The organism is Hymenobacter sp. ISL-91 (assembly GCF_018613725.1).
Lineage (GTDB): Bacteria > Bacteroidota > Bacteroidia > Cytophagales > Hymenobacteraceae > Hymenobacter.
The window spans coordinates 26,836-42,482 of the sequence record NZ_JAGGPS010000016.1; the positions used below are offsets into that span (position 1 = coordinate 26,836).

General features: G+C 57.6%; 15 protein-coding genes. 14 read left to right on the forward strand and 1 reads right to left on the reverse strand.

Annotated elements, in window-relative coordinates; all coding sequences use genetic code 11:
• Positions 1 to 70: 70 nt before the first annotated feature.
• From J7E24_RS08045 to J7E24_RS08110, 14 genes are all read left to right on the forward strand, one after another.
• The gene (locus J7E24_RS08045; protein WP_215136958.1) at positions 71 to 535 is read left to right on the forward strand and encodes a GatB/YqeY domain-containing protein; all 465 of its coding nucleotides are present in this window, start codon (positions 71 to 73) and stop codon (positions 533 to 535) included.
• Between the two features lie 151 nt (positions 536 to 686).
• Positions 687 to 1,208, forward strand: a complete 522-nt coding sequence (locus J7E24_RS08050) for a CvpA family protein (protein ID WP_215136960.1) — start codon at positions 687 to 689, stop codon at positions 1,206 to 1,208.
• Between the two features lie 109 nt (positions 1,209 to 1,317).
• A complete protein-coding gene (locus J7E24_RS08055) occupies positions 1,318 to 1,932 on the forward strand; it encodes an anthranilate synthase component II (protein ID WP_215136962.1) in 615 nt (204 codons plus the stop codon).
• Positions 1,933 to 1,937: 5 nt separating this feature from the next.
• Complete coding sequence (locus J7E24_RS08060; protein ID WP_215136964.1) at positions 1,938 to 2,711, forward strand: alpha/beta fold hydrolase; 774 nt, start codon at positions 1,938 to 1,940, stop codon at positions 2,709 to 2,711.
• Between the two features lie 176 nt (positions 2,712 to 2,887).
• Complete coding sequence (locus J7E24_RS08065; protein WP_215136966.1) at positions 2,888 to 3,574, forward strand: CBS domain-containing protein; 687 nt, start codon at positions 2,888 to 2,890, stop codon at positions 3,572 to 3,574.
• Positions 3,575 to 3,588: 14 nt separating this feature from the next.
• Entirely contained in the window at positions 3,589 to 5,070 is a 1,482-nt protein-coding gene (locus tag J7E24_RS08070) for a BamA/TamA family outer membrane protein (RefSeq protein ID WP_215136968.1), read from the forward strand.
• Between the two features lie 37 nt (positions 5,071 to 5,107).
• Positions 5,108 to 6,001, forward strand: a complete 894-nt coding sequence (locus J7E24_RS08075; RefSeq protein WP_215136970.1) for an NAD kinase — start codon at positions 5,108 to 5,110, stop codon at positions 5,999 to 6,001.
• A 124-nt stretch (positions 6,002 to 6,125) separates the two neighbouring features.
• On the forward strand, positions 6,126 to 7,016 hold the full coding sequence (locus J7E24_RS08080; RefSeq protein WP_215136972.1) for a DUF6089 family protein: 891 nt from the start codon (positions 6,126 to 6,128) through the stop codon (positions 7,014 to 7,016).
• 68 nt (positions 7,017 to 7,084) lie between these two features.
• On the forward strand, positions 7,085 to 7,831 hold the full coding sequence (locus J7E24_RS08085; protein WP_215136974.1) for a DUF6089 family protein: 747 nt from the start codon (positions 7,085 to 7,087) through the stop codon (positions 7,829 to 7,831).
• Between the two features lie 157 nt (positions 7,832 to 7,988).
• Positions 7,989 to 8,735: an isoprenyl transferase gene (locus tag J7E24_RS08090; RefSeq protein ID WP_215136976.1), complete on the forward strand. Its 747-nt coding sequence runs from the start codon at positions 7,989 to 7,991 to the stop codon at positions 8,733 to 8,735.
• Between the two features lie 6 nt (positions 8,736 to 8,741).
• A complete protein-coding gene (gene bamA, locus J7E24_RS08095) occupies positions 8,742 to 11,279 on the forward strand; it encodes an outer membrane protein assembly factor BamA (RefSeq protein WP_215136977.1) in 2,538 nt (845 codons plus the stop codon).
• Between the two features lie 42 nt (positions 11,280 to 11,321).
• Positions 11,322 to 11,996: an OmpH family outer membrane protein gene (locus J7E24_RS08100; protein ID WP_215136979.1), complete on the forward strand. Its 675-nt coding sequence runs from the start codon at positions 11,322 to 11,324 to the stop codon at positions 11,994 to 11,996.
• A 37-nt stretch (positions 11,997 to 12,033) separates the two neighbouring features.
• Positions 12,034 to 12,669 (forward strand): OmpH family outer membrane protein, encoded by a 636-nt coding sequence (locus tag J7E24_RS08105; RefSeq protein ID WP_215137091.1) that lies wholly within the window; start codon positions 12,034 to 12,036, stop codon positions 12,667 to 12,669.
• Positions 12,670 to 12,833: 164 nt separating this feature from the next.
• Positions 12,834 to 13,910, forward strand: coding sequence for an RluA family pseudouridine synthase (locus tag J7E24_RS08110; RefSeq protein ID WP_251047101.1), 1,077 nt, complete (start codon positions 12,834 to 12,836; stop codon positions 13,908 to 13,910).
• A gap of 93 nt (positions 13,911 to 14,003) precedes the next feature.
• On the opposite strand, the gene J7E24_RS08115 is transcribed toward J7E24_RS08110, so the two are convergent.
• Complete coding sequence (locus J7E24_RS08115) at positions 14,004 to 15,623, reverse strand: tetratricopeptide repeat protein (RefSeq protein ID WP_215136983.1); 1,620 nt, start codon at positions 15,621 to 15,623, stop codon at positions 14,004 to 14,006.
• Positions 15,624 to 15,647: the final 24 nt, after the last annotated feature.

The following is a 15,647-nucleotide window of genomic DNA, read 5'->3' on the forward strand; positions in this document are numbered from 1 at the left end:
TGAAGCCGGCGGCCGGCGCTCCGCGTCCGGGATTAAGCCGTAATTTTACCTGTTCCTTATTCCCTGAACTATGTCTCTGAAAGAAACCATCGACGCCGACATCAAAAAAGCCATGCTGGCCAAAGACAAGCTGCGCCTGACCACGCTGCGCAGCATCAAGTCGCAGATACTGCTGGCCGAAACGGCTGAGGGGCAGCACGGTGCGGCCCTCACCTCCGACGCCGAAATGAAGCTGCTCACCAAGCAGGCCAAGCAGCGTCGCGAAGCCGCGCAAACCTATAACGAGCAGTTCCGCTCCGACCTCGAAGAAGTGGAGCTTAACGAACTGGCCATCATCGAGGAGTACCTGCCTAAGCAGCTTTCCGAAGCCGAGCTGACCGAAAAACTCGTCCACATCATCCAGCGCGTGGGCGCTACCGGCCCCTCCGACCTGGGTAAAGTGATGGGCGTAGCCGCCCGCGAGCTGGCCGGTCTGGCCGATGGCCGCGTCATTTCCCAAACCGTCAGCAACCTGCTCAACAACACCAATTTCTAGCGGCAGGAGTAGACCGGCTGTCATCCTGAGCGCAGCGAAGGACCCGGCCCGAAGCCAATCAACGGATATAGCTTCGGGGCCGGGTCCTTCGCTGCGCTCAGGATGACAGCCGGTTTCATGGCAACCCGATGTTCCAAAACCTCAGTCCCCCATGTCCACCTTCGATATTTTCCTGCTGATTCCGCTGGGGATTGGAGCCGTGCAGGGCTACCGGCGCGGGCTGGTGCTGGAGGTGGCTACGCTGCTGGCGCTGGTGCTGGGGCTGGTAGGCGGACTGGCGCTGCTCAACGACGCTATTCCGCTGGTGCGGCACTACGTGGGCGAGGCCTTTGGGCTGCTGCCGCTGGTATCGTTTGTGCTGGTGTTTGCCGCCATCGGCTGGGGCGTGCACCTGCTTAGCGGCCTGCTTAAAACCGCCGTGCACCTCACGCCGCTGGGCTTCCTAGACAACCTAGGCGGGGCCATCGGCGGGATGTTGAAATGGGTGCTGGGTCTGAGTTTGTTGCTCTACGGTGTCGAATCGGCAGGTGTACCCCTCATCTCCCCCCAGCTGGCCGCCGATTCGCAGGTGCTGCCTTACGTACGCCAGGCAACGCCCGCGGCCCTGCAGGTCGTCGGTTTCGCCATGCCGTTTGCTAGCACCCTGCTCACCCGTCTGCGGGAAGTGTTTTAGGGTAGGGGTTAGGAGCTTAGCGCTTAGGTTTTAGAACGATACCCAACCAGCACTCTGCCCTGATTGCCAACTGTCAAGCCCTAATCCCTAAGTCCCTAAGCCCTAACGAATGCGCCTGCTGCTGCTCGACAACTTCGACTCTTTCACTTACAACCTGCTCGATTACCTACGGCAGCTGGGGTGCGAGGTGCTGGTGCGCCGCAACAATGTGCCACTGACCGAGCTGGTGGCCCTAGCTCCCGAGGCCGTTGTGCTGTCGCCGGGGCCGGGCACACCGGCGGGCGCGGGCAACCTGCTGGCCGTTATCAAGGCGTTTCATCAGCGCCTGCCGATGCTGGGCGTGTGTTTGGGCCACCAGGCGCTGGGTCAGTTTTTTGGAGGCGAAGTGGTGCGCGGAGCGCGGCCCATGCACGGCAAGGTGTCCGATATTATCTGGACCGTGCCCGACGTGCTCTGGGCAGGTTTGCCGGCCCGCATGGCCGTTACGCGCTACCATTCGCTGGCCGTGTGCGGGCTGCCGCCGGTGCTAGAGGCGCTGGCCGTTACCACCGATACCCGCGCCGAAATCATGTCCCTGCGCCATCGTAGCTTACCTTTGCACGGCGTACAGTTCCATCCCGAGGCCCTGCTCACCACCCACGGGTTGGAAATGCTCGGCAATTGGGTGCAGAGTTGTATCATTGCAACTACCGCCCCGGCCCCGCCGGCCGGTTTATTTGGATAGCGAAGATGACGTTGCGGATTCAGGAGAAAAACGAGTTTCGGTACGTAGATGAAGGCACCGGCGAAGTGCTATTGCTGCTGCATGGCCTGTTTGGGGCGCTCAGCAACTGGGAAGATGTTATTACCGAGTTCAGCACCCGCTACCGCGTCGTTATTCCGCTGCTGCCCATCTACGATATGCCCCTGCTGAAGGCCGGCGTGCCAGGACTGGTAAGCTTCGTCGAGGATTTTCTGGCCGAAATCGGTTTGCAGGAGCCCTGCACCGTGCTGGGCAACTCGTTGGGCGGCCACATTGCGCTGGTATATGCGCTCCAGAACCCGGATCGAGTGGCCCGGCTGGTGCTCACCGGTAGCAGTGGCCTGTTTGAGGATGGAATGGGTGGATCGTTTCCGAAGCGCGGTAATTATGCCTACGTGGAGGAAAAAGTGGCCTACACCTTCTACGACCCCACCGTAGCCACCCGCGAGCTGGTCGATGAGGTATTCAGCGTCACCAACTCTAATTCCAAGTGTCTGCGTATCATTAGCATTGCCCGCTCGGCCCAGCGGCATAATCTGTCCAAGGAGTTGAGCCGCATACAAGCGCCTACTCTGCTCGTCTGGGGCCTCAACGACACCATTACGCCTCCCGTAGTGGCCCACGAGTTCCACCGGCTGCTGCCCAACTCCGAGCTGCGTTTCCTCGACCATTGTGGCCACGCCCCCATGATGGAGCGCCCCGCCGATTTCAACCGGTTGCTCATGGGCTTTTTGCAAACCACTGTCCCCCAGGCTTCGTAGTTTCTCAACCGGCGGCCAGGCGTTATGCAACCACTGGCCGGTTGGGGGGCTCTTTGTTTTTGATAAGAAGTGTCTTATCTAGCGTACATAGCGTAGGCCCCGGCGAGGCCGCGCAAACCTTCGGCCGGGCCCCGAGCTTATACGGCCGGCGCCTGCCCTGCTTTACTGCTCTGCTCATGAACTCCATCCTCGCCGAAGAACTACTGAACCCGCTGGTGCCGCCGCTCAAGGTAACGGACACTACGGAGAAGGCCGCCCGCTGGCTGGAGGAATTCCATGTGGGCCAGTTGCCGGTACTCGACGAACGTCTCTACCGAGGCCTCGTCACCGAGTCGGACCTACTCGACCAGGAAAACGAGAATGGGGAGGAGCGCCTGCTCGGCAGCCTGCAACTGCAGTACGCCGATGTGCACGTGCAGCACGACCAGCACTTTTACAACATCATCGAGCTGGCGGTGCAGAACAACATCCAGCTCGTGCCCGTGCTCGACGACCAGCGCGAATACCTGGGCGTGGTAACCGTGAGCGATACGCTGGCCGCTTTCGGTAAGGTACCGGCCGCCAGCGGGCAACTGGGTATTCTGGTGCTTTCGATGGAGGAGCGCGACTACTCGCTCACGCAAATCAGCCGCTACGTAGAAGAAAACGACGCTAAAATCCTGAGTGCCCACGTAGCCCAGGACGAGCACGACCCCTACCGCATCCGCCTCACGCTCAAAATCAATACGCCCAACCTAGCCCGCATTATCGCCACATTAGAGCGGTTCAGCTACTCCATCACGGCCCAGTTCAGCGGGGCGGGCGAGCCCAACGAGGACGAGCAGCAGCGCTACGATGCCCTGTTGCGCTACCTCAACGTCTGAGCCGGCTGATTCGGGTGCTGATTACGCTGCTGTTGTTATGGCTGAGCGGGCTGCCCAGCTCGGCTGCCACGCGTTTTCCGGTGGGCCCCGGGCTGGCCGCCCCATTGTTGGCTGCTCCGCTCCCCGACACGCTCCGCCGCGCAGGTCCCGATAGCCTAGTGCAGGCCCAATGCCCGGGCTATACCCGGTTGCGGGTGGGCCGGGTGTTATTTGCAGGCAATCAGGTAACCAAAGAGGTGGTGATGCGGGCCGAGCTCGATTTTATCGAGGGCGATACGCTGAATGCTGCCACCCTGGCCCTCCGCCTCGAACTTAACCGCCGTCGCCTGTTCAACCTGCAGCTGTTTCATCAGGTGTTGGTAAACGCCGTGTGCCGTGAGGGCGAGCTAACGGTGCTTTACAGCTTTCAGGAACGCTGGTACCTTTTTCCTGTTCCCATTTTCTCGCTGGCCGACCGCAACTTCGCGTCGTGGCGCGAACGGCCCGACCGTTGGCAGCGGGTTGATTACGGTCTGCACTTGGTGCGCCGCAACTTTCGGGGGCGCAACGAGCAGTTGCTGGGCAACCTGCAGTTGGGTTTCAATCGCAAGTATGAGTTGTTTTATGAGGCACCCGGCTACGGCCGCCGACGCCGGATAGGATTTGGGGCGGGCTACTCCTACTACCGCGCCCGTGCCCTCGATTACGCAACCCTCAATGACCGCCTCCGCAACCTGCGCCAAGAGAACGACTTTCCCATTGAGCGGCAATATGCTACCGTGGGCCTGCGCTGGCGGCGCACTGTGCAGCTGCTGGCCGCCCTCGACGCCTCTTACCACCGCGAGCAGGTTTCCGATTCAGTCCTCTACTATAACCCCCGCTACTTTCTCAACGGCCCCCGGCGCGAGTACGTCGAGTTTAGTCTGACCACCACGCTCAACCGCCGCAATACTTTTGCTTATCCGCTCAGCGGCCAATATGCCCAGCTGCAGGTCAGCTACCGCTCATTCTTGGATAGTCGCACACCCGGCAGCCTAACACTGCGGGGTCGCTATGCCCGCTACGTAGCCTTGGGTGGGCCTTTTTATTATTCAGTAGGAGCCACTGGACAGTTGCGGGTGGCCCGCGCCTTAGCCTACCCCGACAACCGCGCTCTGGGCTACGAGTTACTAGTGCGTGGCTACGATGCCTACGCCGTGGAAGGCCGGCGACTCGGCTTGCTGCAACAGGGGCTTTCGTTACGTCTGATGGATTTAGGAAAGATCCGGCTCAATGGCCTACCCAGCAGCCGTTTCAATAGCATTCCGCTGGTCTTCTATTTAAATACCTTTACCGATGTGGGCTACGTTGGCCAAAAGGCGGCGCCGGTTACCAACCAACTGCCCAACCGCCTGTTGGCGTCGGCCGGCGTCGGCCTGCACTTGGTCACGTACTACGATTGGGTGTTTACACTCGAGTACGCTCGCACCCGCGAGCAGCAGGGCGGAGTTTTCTTCCGCACCCAGTTTCCCATCTGATGACGCGTGTTAAAGCCGCTCACGCTATCTTGTCGATATGAAAATAGCTATTCTGGGCAAGCCGTTCGCCGAGCAGCAGGCCCCCGTGCTACAGGCGCTGCTCGACGATTTGCTGCGCCGACAGGCCGAAATCCGCATCGAGCACAGCTTCTACGAGTATCTCAGCCAGTACCTCATCATCCCCGAAGGCATCCGCCGCTTCGGCCGCGCCGATTCGCTCGCCGGCTGCCGCTTCGTGCTCAGCATCGGCGGTGACGGCACACTGCTCGATACCGTTACGTACGTAGGAGCACTGCAAATCCCAATTCTGGGCATCAATACTGGCCGGCTGGGTTTTCTGGCTACCATTTCGCCCGAAACCATCCTGCCAGCCATTGATGCCTTATACAAGGGCCACTTCGTGCTCGAAGAGCGCAGCCTCATCCGGGTCGATACCGACCCCGACACGTTCGGCGACATCAATTTCGGCCTCAACGAATTCAGCATCCTCAAGCGCGACACCTCGTCGATGATTGTCGTGCACACCTATATCGACGGCGAGTATTTGAACTCTTACTGGGCTGATGGGCTGATTGTGGCAACGCCTACCGGCTCGACGGGCTACTCGCTTAGCTGTGGCGGACCGGTAATGCTGCCCCAAACGAACAATTTTGTTATTGCACCCGTATGCCCTCACAATCTGAACGTACGGCCGCTGATTGTGCCCGACCGGAGCGTGATTTCCTTTGAAATTGAAGGAAGGAGCAACAATTTTCTGTTGTCGCTCGATTCTCGGTCCCGCACTGTCGAAGCTGGCATTCAGGTTGCCGTTCGTCGGGAAAATTTCAATGCTCAGCTAGTTAAAATGAATCAGGTCAACTTCCTGAGTACCTTGCGCAGCAAATTGAACTGGGGATTGGACCGGAGAAATCCCGCCGATGTACCGGTTTAACCCTTTTTTTGGACATTTCTTTTTTTAGTTCACACGAAGCCTTACTTTTGTCTTCGGCTGAAACTGTGATTTTTACACGTTCGGCTCTCTCCCCGGAACCGCTATTTTTAAATAACGCCAGAGTATGAAGCAGTTTTTCGCCCTTACCGCCGCCCCGCTGTTGGCTCTCACGATGCTGGCATCGGAGGCCGATGCGCAGCAATTCAGCAAGCGCAAACAGTACAACACGGTTGGTGTGTCGCTGAATGCCATGAACTACTTCGGCGACATTACGCCGAAGCCCAGCATTCCTAGCTTCCGTGCTGGCGCCACCCGCCCCAACCTCGGCCTGACGTTCACCCACCGTTTTGCGCCCCGCATATCGGCCCGCGCTTCCCTCTCGTACGGCCGTATTACCGGTGATGACGCCAAAGCTGCTGATCAAAACGATCAGGATGCTAAGTATCGTTACAACCGGAATATGAACTTCCGTAACGATATTTTTGAATTAGCCGGCGTAGGTATATTCGATCTAGTCGAGAATCGCAATAACTATATAAAGCGCCCTGATTTTGTGCCCTATCTGTTTGGTGGTGTAGGTGTTATTCGCCACAACCCCAAGGGTGAGAATGCAACAGGTAATATAGTTGCTCTTCAACCGTTGAGAACTGAAGGACAGTCTAGCGGATATAGCCTCACACAGTTTGTAATTCCTTTCGGTGCTGGTGCTCGATATAAGCTTAACAAAAGCTTCGACATCGGCTTGGAACTGGGCTTCCGTAAGACGTTCACCGATTACTTGGATGACGTAAGCGGAAACTATGCATCCTTGAATGATCTGGGTTCGGAACAAGCTCAGTACTTTGGTTACTATATTACTGGTGCAAATACTACCGGTTATCCAGGTACGTATGATGAATCAATACAATCTGGTCAAATGCGTGGTAAGAGCAACGAGAAGGACTGGTACACCACGCTGGGTGTTTCGGTAAACTATATACTTGCACCACGGGTTCGTAACCCGAAATTCCGGTAGCCATTCTTACTGGCTGTCGTATTACTCAATTGCCAGTCAGTATAATGATAAAAGCAACTTCTCTTAAAATGCTCCTTATCGGCTTCGGGTCGGTGGGGAGCGTTTTTTTTGGTGGTACCGCACAGGCACAGGTTCCTGGAGCTCAAACGACCAGTGAAATCGGGCTGGGTGCAGGTGGACTTGTGTATAAAGGCGAACTGGCTCCACACTACCAGTTTCGCAATAACCGGCCTGCTATAACGGCTTTTTACCGTCGCGACCTTTCGGGAGCCATAACTGCACGGGTTGCCGTAATGGGCGGTATGCTACGAGCCGATGACCGCAACGTACGTGGGTTCAATGGCAATCAGTTACCACTATCGGCCTACCGCGACGCTCACCTGAAGGGCAATTTGCTGGAACTCTCGGGTGGCATCGAATATAATTTCTTCGATTTCCATGACCGGCTCGATAAGGTTCATTTTACACCCTATGTATTTGTAGGGTTAGCTGGCTTCTACGCTAATACGGAGGTAGAGAGCAATGCTTTTCCTGACTTAGATAGGAAGGGGAGCACGCTGAGCTTAGCCGTGCCGGTAGCTGTCGGGTTCAAGTATGCGCTTTCGAGGCACTGGAACCTGGGACTGGAAGTGGGCGCCCGTAAGACCTTTACCGATAATCTGGACCACATCGATGGTAAAACTCGGGGGCAGACTGATGAGATAGGCAATCCAAATGATCAGGACTGGTATTTCTACAACGGGCTGAGCGTTTCGTATACCTTTTATAAGATTCACTGTCCCGACAAACGCGACGATAAAGCAAAGAAAAAGTAGTCATGAAAGGCTATAAAGCCCATACATCTGCCCGGCCTCCGTTACGTATCGTGGCGGAGGCCGTTGGTTGTTGGAATGAGGCGAAGGCAGTCGATAGTGTAGGACAAGTAATGCAACCATTTACGTAACTTGCGGCCTCTTTACGCAAAAAGCGCCAATGGCCGTCCGGTCCGAAATTGATTCTCAAAATATTCCCGCGCACGTTGCCATAATTATGGATGGCAACGGCCGATGGGCCAAGCAGAAGGGTGGCTTACGCATCTTCGGCCACCAGAGCGCCATTACGGCAGTTCGGGAGACGGTGGAAGGTGCGGCCGAAGCCGGTGTACGTTACCTGACGCTTTACGCCTTCTCGACCGAAAACTGGGCGCGTCCGGCCATCGAAGTGACGGCCCTGATGCAACTGCTGGTCCACACTATCCGCAAGGAGACACCCACGTTGCTCAAAAACAGCATCCGTTTGCAAGCAATTGGTCAGATTGATAACCTGCCGGCTTCATGCCAGAAAGAGTTGGCTGAGGCTATGGAACTGACCAAACATGGTAGCCGCATGACGTTGGTGCTGGCTCTGAGCTACAGCGGCCGCTGGGACTTGGCCCAGGCCAGCCGCCGCATTGCCCAGGAGGTAGCGGCCGGCCGGCTCCAGCCTGAGCAGGTAACCGAGGCTACTGTGGCCGGCTACCTGTCTACGGCTGGTATTCCCGACCCCGAACTGCTTATTCGCACCAGCGGCGAGCAGCGCATAAGTAATTTCCTGTTGTGGCAACTGGCCTATACGGAACTGTTCATTACCGATTTGCTCTGGCCCGATTTCCGGCGCCAGCACCTTTATGATGCCCTGCGGGCCTACCAACAGCGGGAGCGTCGGTTCGGTAAAACCAGTGAGCAGCTAACCGTTTCGTAATCGAAAATGAGTTCTCCCTACCATAAGATCCTTCCGGTTGCCGCCCTGGCTTTTACGCTGGGCACGGCACCGCTTACTACCACCCTGGGCCAGGTAGCCGCCCCGGCCGCTGCCAGCAGCACGGCCGACGAGCCCCAGCGCTATACCCTGGGCGGCATCACCATCAGCGGTGCCCGCTACCTCGATCCGAATACGCTTATTGGCCTTTCGGGGCTGAAAGTAGGAGACCCCATCACGATTCCCGGCGAGGAAATCGGTCGGGCTATCCGTAAGCTGTGGGACCAGGGTATTCTGGGCGATGTGAGCGTGAGCATTGCCCGCGTGGAAAACGGGCGCGTGTTCCTCGATTTCAACCTCAAGGAGCGTCCCCGGCTGTCGAAATTCGTCTTCGAGGGCATCAGCAAAGGCCAGGGGGAAGAGTTGAGAAACAAGATCAAACTCATCCGCGGCAAGGTGGTGACTGATGCGTTGCTGAGCAACACCCGCGCTCAGGTACGTAAGTTCTATACCAACAAAGGGTTTCTTGATGCCAAGGTGAACATCGTGCAGCGGCCCGACTCGTCGCTGTCGAACAGCGTGGTGCTGGCCATTAACGTGGACAAGGGCTCTAAGGTCAAAATTGGGGAGATTGATTTCGTAGGTAATACCGCTTTCTCGGATGGCAAGCTGAAGGGCAAGTTCAAGAAAACTAAAGAGAAGAAATTCCCGAAGTTCTTCAACTCGGGCAAGTACCAGGCGAAGGAGTTTGCGGACGACAAACAGCTGCTACTCGACTTTTATAACGCGCAGGGCTACCGCGACGCAACTATCGTGTCGGATTCGCTGACCCGGGTAGGTGATGGCCTGAAGCTGACTGTACGGGTAGATGAGGGGCCGAAATATTACTTCCGCAACATCAGCTGGAACGGCAACTACCTCTACGACGACAAGACGCTGGCCTCGGTGCTGGGCATCAAGGAGGGCAGCGTGTACAGCAAGGAAACGCTTGATAAGCGCCTCAACTACAACCCCATGGGCCAGGATGTAACGTCGCTTTATATGAACGACGGCTACCTGTTCTTCAACATCGAGCCGGTGGAAACGCGGGTGGAAGGTGACTCTATTGACATCGAAATGCGGGTGTCGGAGGGCGTGCAGGCGCGGGTGAAGGAGGTACGGATTGCAGGCAATACCAAAACCTCCGACCACGTGGTGCGCCGGACGCTTTACACGTTGCCCGGCGACAAGTTCAGCCGCGAAAACCTGATTCGCAGCCAGCGCGAGCTGGCCACGCTGGGCTACTTCGACCCCGAAAAGATTGGCCTCAACCCAGTGCCAAACCAGGCCGACGGTACCGTAGATATCAATTATACGGTGGAGGAGAAACCCTCCGACCAGATTACCCTTTCGGGTGGCTGGGGCGGCTACGCGGGCTTTATTGGTACAGTGGGCCTAGTGTTCAACAACTTCTCGCTACGCAAGGCCGCCACCCTGAAAAACTGGACGCCCGTACCCTCCGGCGACGGCCAGCGCCTGTCGCTGAACGTGCAGGCCAACGGCCCGCAGTACCAAGCCTACTCGTTCTCGTTTACCGAGCCCTGGCTGGGCGGGCGCAAGCCCAACTCGTTATCGGTGAGCCTGACTAAAACAGTTTTCCGCAACGGCAGCAGCTTCGATGTGAATGCCGGCTCGCTTAAAACCAATGGTGCCAGCGTGGCGCTGGGCCGCCGCCTGCGCTGGCCCGATGACTACTTCACGCTGAGCAACGCACTATCGGTTACCCAGTACAAGCTTAAAAACTACGGTAGCTTAGGAAGCGACTTCTTCCCAACCGGCACCGGCGACGCTACCAACCTTACGCTTAACACCACACTGGCGCGTAACAGCATCGACAACCCGACCTTTACGCGGCGAGGCTCCTCGCTGGCACTGAGCGTAAACCTCACGCCGCCTTATTCACTGTTTCCGGGAGCACACCCGAGCGTGAATGAGTGGGTAGAGTTTCATAAGTGGATGTTTGACGCCTCGTGGTTTACACCGGTGGTGGGTAAGCTGGTGCTGAATACCCGAGCTCATTTCGGCTTTATTGGTAGCTACGGCAGCAACCGAGCCATCGGCCCGTTCGAGCGGTTTAAGCTGGGCGGTGCAGGCCTGGGCTATGGTGGCTCTACCAACTTCATTGCCGGTACCGAGTACGTGGGCCTGCGCGGCTACGCCGACCCGAATGACCAGAATTCGCTGCCAGCTTCGCGGCAGGGTTCGGCTGGTGGCGTGGTGTACAATAAATTCGTAATGGAAATGCGTTATCCAGTCAGCCTGAACCCGGCGGCTACGGTGTACGTGCTGGGCTTTGCTGAAGCCGGCAACTCATCGGAGAGCTATGCCAACTACAGCCCTTATAAGCTGTACCGTTCGGCAGGTTTAGGAGCCCGCGTCTTCATGTCGGCATTCGGTTTGCTAGGCTTCGACTACGGCTGGGGCTTCGACCAGGTGCCACGTGTAGCCGGCGGTTCGGCGCAGAAGAGCGGTATCTTCCACTTTATCATCGGCCAGCAGATTCGGTAGCGCCCATGGTGAGCGGGCCGGGGCCACCACTTTTTCAACAACATGAACCACTTTGTTTTCCGCGTTTCGGCCGCTTTGGCCCTGTTGTTAGTACTGGTAGGTGCTCCTGGGGTGCAGGCCCAGAAGTTCGGCTACGTCGACTCGGAGTTTGTATTGGCTAAGCTACCGGCGTATGCGCAGGCACAGCAGGAGTTGAATACCCAGGCCGCCAACTGGCAAAAGGACCTGGAAAACCAAAAAGCGGAGCTAGATAAGCTGCTTCGGAATTATCAGGCTGAGGAAGTCGTTCTGACGGAAGCTATGAAGAAAAAGCGCCAGGACGAGATTCTGGCCAAAGAGCAGGACATCAAAACCAACACCAACAAAATATTTGGCTTCGAAGGCCAGTTGTTCCGCAAACGGCAGGAACTAACCAAGCCGGTGCAGGATGTAGTATTTGAGGCTATTGAGAAGGTGGCCAAGAAAAAGCAGTTGGCCATTGTGTTCGACAAATCGGGCGACCTGACCATGCTCTATACCAACCCTGTGCACGATTACACCGAATTTGTGCTGGAGGAACTGGGCTTGGCCTCGCCCGAGGCCAACCAGCCGGGCCAGAAGGGTTCGGTTAGAACTATTACGCCGCCTGCTACCCCCGCCGGCAACGCCTCGACGGCCGACACCGACGAACCGACCCCCCGTCAGCCCGCTGCCCGCCCAGCCGGCCGAAAAAAGTAACTTTGTGTATTCAACTTTCTGACTTTTCCCTTTTTTGATGACGACCACCATGAACAAAATCCGTGTTGCTCTGGCCATTGCCGCCCTTACCCTCACTACGGCTACCGCTTCGATGGCCCAGGCGCCGCTGAAAATCGGCTATACCAGTGTAGAGTATGTGCTGAGCCAGATGCCCGAAAGCAAGCAGATTGAGTCGCAGTTGAAAGACTATAGCACCCAGCTCAAAAACCAGCTCGATACCAAATACGCCGAGTACCAGACCAAGGGCGAGGCCTTCCAGAAGGGTGCCGCCACCATGCCCGACCCCGTGCGGGCCGATAAGCAGAAGGAATTGCAGAACCTGCAGCAGTCGATCCAAGAGTTCCAGCAGAGTGCAGAAACCTCGTTGCAGCAGAAGCAGCAGGCCTTGCTTAAGCCCGCTCTCGACAAGCTCCAGCAGACCATTGATGCCGTAGCCAACGAAAACGGCTTCACGTATGTGCTCAACTCCGATGGTGCCAGCCCGGTACTGTTGCACGGCCCCAAAGAGGGCGACATTTCGGATCTGGTGCTGAAGAAAATGGGCATTACGCCCGGTGCTGCCAGTGCTGCCAAGGTAACTACGCCAGCTGCTCCGGCCGCTTCGGCAGTGCCCGCCGCCACTACCAAAACCAAAACGAAAACCAAGAAGTAAGCGCTCCGGCGCGCTAGCTTATGGCTTCACCGGCGCAGCCGGGGCTTTTGCCCCGGCTGCTGCTGTTTGCTACCACGTCGCGCCCCGGTATGGGCGCTCCGGACCACCGATTTTTCCGTTATATGGCAGAACTGGACCAAGAATTTCCTGCGCCCCACATGCACATGCCTACCCCTGCTGAACTTTCTGCCGGAGAGCTGGCCGACGATGATGGCGACGACAGCGAAGGGGGCGACGAACTGTATGAGCACCACCGCATTCAGGCTAACCGGAAGCAGGAGCTGCTGCGCCTGGATAAGTTTCTGCTGCTGCGCATCCCCAAAACGTCGCGCACCCGCATTCAAAATGCTATTCTGGCCGGCGCTGTGCAGGTCAATAGCCAAGCGGTGAAGTCCAACTACCGCGTCAAGCCGCTCGACATTATCACGGTGACGCTGCCGGAGCCGCCCCGCGAGTTCAAGGTAATGCCCGAGCCCATGGACCTTGACATCCGGTACGAAGACCCGGAGTTGTTACTGGTGAACAAGCCGGCTGGGCTGGTCGTGCATCCGGCCTTCGGCCACTGGCAGGGCACATTGGTAAACGGGCTGGCGCATCACCTTGCCAACCTGCCCACCGGCCGCAACGGCGAAGTGCGCCCCGGCCTTGTGCACCGCATCGATAAAGACACGTCAGGGTTGTTGGTTATCGGCAAGTCGGAGTACGCCATGACCTACTTGTCGAACCAGTTTTTCCACCATACCATCGAGCGTACCTATCTGGCGCTGGTGTGGGGCGTGCCCGCCGAGGCGCAGAGTACCATCAGCACGAACATCGGGCGCAGTATCAAGGACCGTAAGGTGCAGGCGGTGTTCCCATTTGAAGGCGAGTATGGCCGCACAGCGGTTACCCACTATAAGGTGCTGCAAGCCTTTGGGCAGGTGGCGCTGGTGCAGTGTAACCTCGAAACCGGCCGCACCCACCAGATTCGGGTACACATGAAGCACATTGGCCACCCGCTGTTCGGCGACGCTACCTATGGCGGCGACCGGGTAGTGTACGGGCAGCGTAAGGGAGCCTACAAGGCCTTTGCCGAGAAAGCCCTGGCTTTGCTCCCCCGGCAGGCCCTGCACGCCAAATCCCTGGGCTTCGAACATCCCATCAGCCGCGAGTTTATGCAGTTTGAAGCCGAGCTACCAGCTGATTTTGATGCCGTGCTGAAAATGTGGGAGGAGTACGCCAACGCACAGGCCACCAGCTAACGGAGGCCGGCAACACACAAAAAAAGGGAAAGCCCGCTACGTCGGTAGCGGGCTTTCCCTTTTTCAGCTTGACTCAGCAGCCTGCTGCCTGTCCTACTTCCGGCGGGCCGGAGCCTTGGCGGGCTTGGTGATGGCGTCGATAGCCGTCTTGGCCTGCTCATCGGCGGGATTCAGCGTCAGGGCCTGCTGCCAGTAGGGCAACGAGGCGGTCTTGTCCCCCTTCTGGTAGTAGTAGTAACCCAGGTACTTATTGGCTTCCACGAGGCCCGACTTGTAGCTCTCGGGCTTATCGGAAGCAGTAGCCATCTTGATGTACTCCTCGTAGTAAGGCTTGGCTAAGCCCTTCTTCGAGTCTGGGTCGAGGTTGGCGTTGGCGCGGGCGCGCATCTGGTAGCCGGGTACGTACTCGGGGCGCTCCTTCAGCAAGGCACCGTAGAGGCTGTCGGCGGGCATGTACTGTTCGTTCTGCTCGTAAGCGCGGGCGAGGTACACTTTGTCGGTCAGCTCCCCACCATTGTTCTCCTGCATCATCTGCCGGTAGGTTGCAATGGCCTTGGGGTAATCCTTGGCCGCAAGGTAAGCCTTGGCCAGTTCCTTGCGCAGTTCAGTGGCCTTCTTGGGGTCAGCCTTGATGGCAGCATCAACCAGCGCAGCACCTTCGGCCGTTTTCCCGCTCTTGATCAGCATTTTGCCGTAGTACACGTTGTCGTCGGCAATCAGCTTGTCCTGCGCTTTGGCAACCGTCATGTACTGCTGCATAGCGGTCATGGCCTCATCATTCTTACCCATCTCGTACAACGAGTAGGCTCTGATGCGGTTCATGGCGAGGTTGTTGGGGTCGGCGGCCAGCACCTTGTCAATCTCCACCATCGCCTCAGGGTACTTCTCCGTCAGGTACAGGAAGGCCGCGTTCTTGGCTGTAGTTTCGGTTGAGTTTTCGGCCAGCGCAGTGTACTTCTGGAACTGAGCCAGGGCATCGTCGTAGCGGCCGGCGAAGTAATAGGTTTCAGCCAGCGCGTTGTAAGCCGGCGCATAGTTGGCGTCGATGCTGATGGCCTTCTCGAAGTTCTCCTTAGCGCGGTTGTAGTCGCGGGAACGCAACGCCAGCTGACCACGCCGTACGTAAGCCTGCACGTTGTTTGGCTCGCCGGTATTGGCACGCTCGTAGCTGTTCATGGCCTCGCCACCACCCGTCTCGATCTTCTGGTACAGGTCGCCGCGGGCAATCATGAGGGCCGCATCGTCTTTGCCGGTTTTGGCAGCGAATTTCTCGCCTTCTTTCACGTACTCCAGCGCCTTGCTAACGTCCTTGGTGCCCGATTCGGCATAGGCCTGGGCAATCATGGTGAATACGCTGAGGTCTTTGCCCTTCGAGGCCTTTACAGCTTCGTCGAACTTGGCCTGCGCCTCTGTGGCGTTGCCTTTTGCCAGCGCGGCACGGCCGGCGGCTACCATGGTCATCGGGGCCTTTTTGTCGTAGCTGACGCGGCTGAAGTAGTACGCAGCCGAATCGGGCATCTGGCGCAACTGGTACAGGCGGCCCAACTGAAACGACGTTTCGTTGGACTGGCCCTGCCGAAGAAGCGTAGACCGGGCTTCGTTGTAACGCTCCATTTGCAGCGCCTTTTCTACGGCCGTGTTCTGGGCCAGAGCGGCAGTGCCGGAAACAGATAAAGCAGCGAGGAGTGTGAGCTTCCAGGGCTTAATGTTCATAAGAGAAAGGTTTGGTGTAGGGTG

Bases quoted from the DNA above. Each gene is read 5' to 3' on its own strand.
- J7E24_RS08045 (WP_215136958.1), top strand. From the start codon at position 71: ATGTCTCTGAAAGAAACCATCGACGCCGACATCAAAAAAGCCATGCTG.
- J7E24_RS08050 (WP_215136960.1), top strand. From the start codon at position 687: ATGTCCACCTTCGATATTTTCCTGCTGATTCCGCTGGGGATTGGAGCC.
- J7E24_RS08055 (WP_215136962.1), top strand. From the start codon at position 1,318: ATGCGCCTGCTGCTGCTCGACAACTTCGACTCTTTCACTTACAACCTG.
- J7E24_RS08060 (WP_215136964.1), top strand. From the start codon at position 1,938: ATGACGTTGCGGATTCAGGAGAAAAACGAGTTTCGGTACGTAGATGAA.
- J7E24_RS08065 (WP_215136966.1), top strand. From the start codon at position 2,888: ATGAACTCCATCCTCGCCGAAGAACTACTGAACCCGCTGGTGCCGCCG.
- J7E24_RS08075 (WP_215136970.1), top strand. From the start codon at position 5,108: ATGAAAATAGCTATTCTGGGCAAGCCGTTCGCCGAGCAGCAGGCCCCC.
- J7E24_RS08080 (WP_215136972.1), top strand. From the start codon at position 6,126: ATGAAGCAGTTTTTCGCCCTTACCGCCGCCCCGCTGTTGGCTCTCACG.
- J7E24_RS08085 (WP_215136974.1), top strand. From the start codon at position 7,085: ATGCTCCTTATCGGCTTCGGGTCGGTGGGGAGCGTTTTTTTTGGTGGT.
- J7E24_RS08090 (WP_215136976.1), top strand. From the start codon at position 7,989: ATGGCCGTCCGGTCCGAAATTGATTCTCAAAATATTCCCGCGCACGTT.
- bamA (WP_215136977.1), top strand. From the start codon at position 8,742: ATGAGTTCTCCCTACCATAAGATCCTTCCGGTTGCCGCCCTGGCTTTT.
- J7E24_RS08100 (WP_215136979.1), top strand. From the start codon at position 11,322: ATGAACCACTTTGTTTTCCGCGTTTCGGCCGCTTTGGCCCTGTTGTTA.
- J7E24_RS08105 (WP_215137091.1), top strand. From the start codon at position 12,034: ATGACGACCACCATGAACAAAATCCGTGTTGCTCTGGCCATTGCCGCC.
- J7E24_RS08110 (WP_251047101.1), top strand. From the start codon at position 12,834: ATGCCTACCCCTGCTGAACTTTCTGCCGGAGAGCTGGCCGACGATGAT.
- J7E24_RS08115 (WP_215136983.1), bottom strand. From the start codon at position 15,623: ATGAACATTAAGCCCTGGAAGCTCACACTCCTCGCTGCTTTATCTGTT.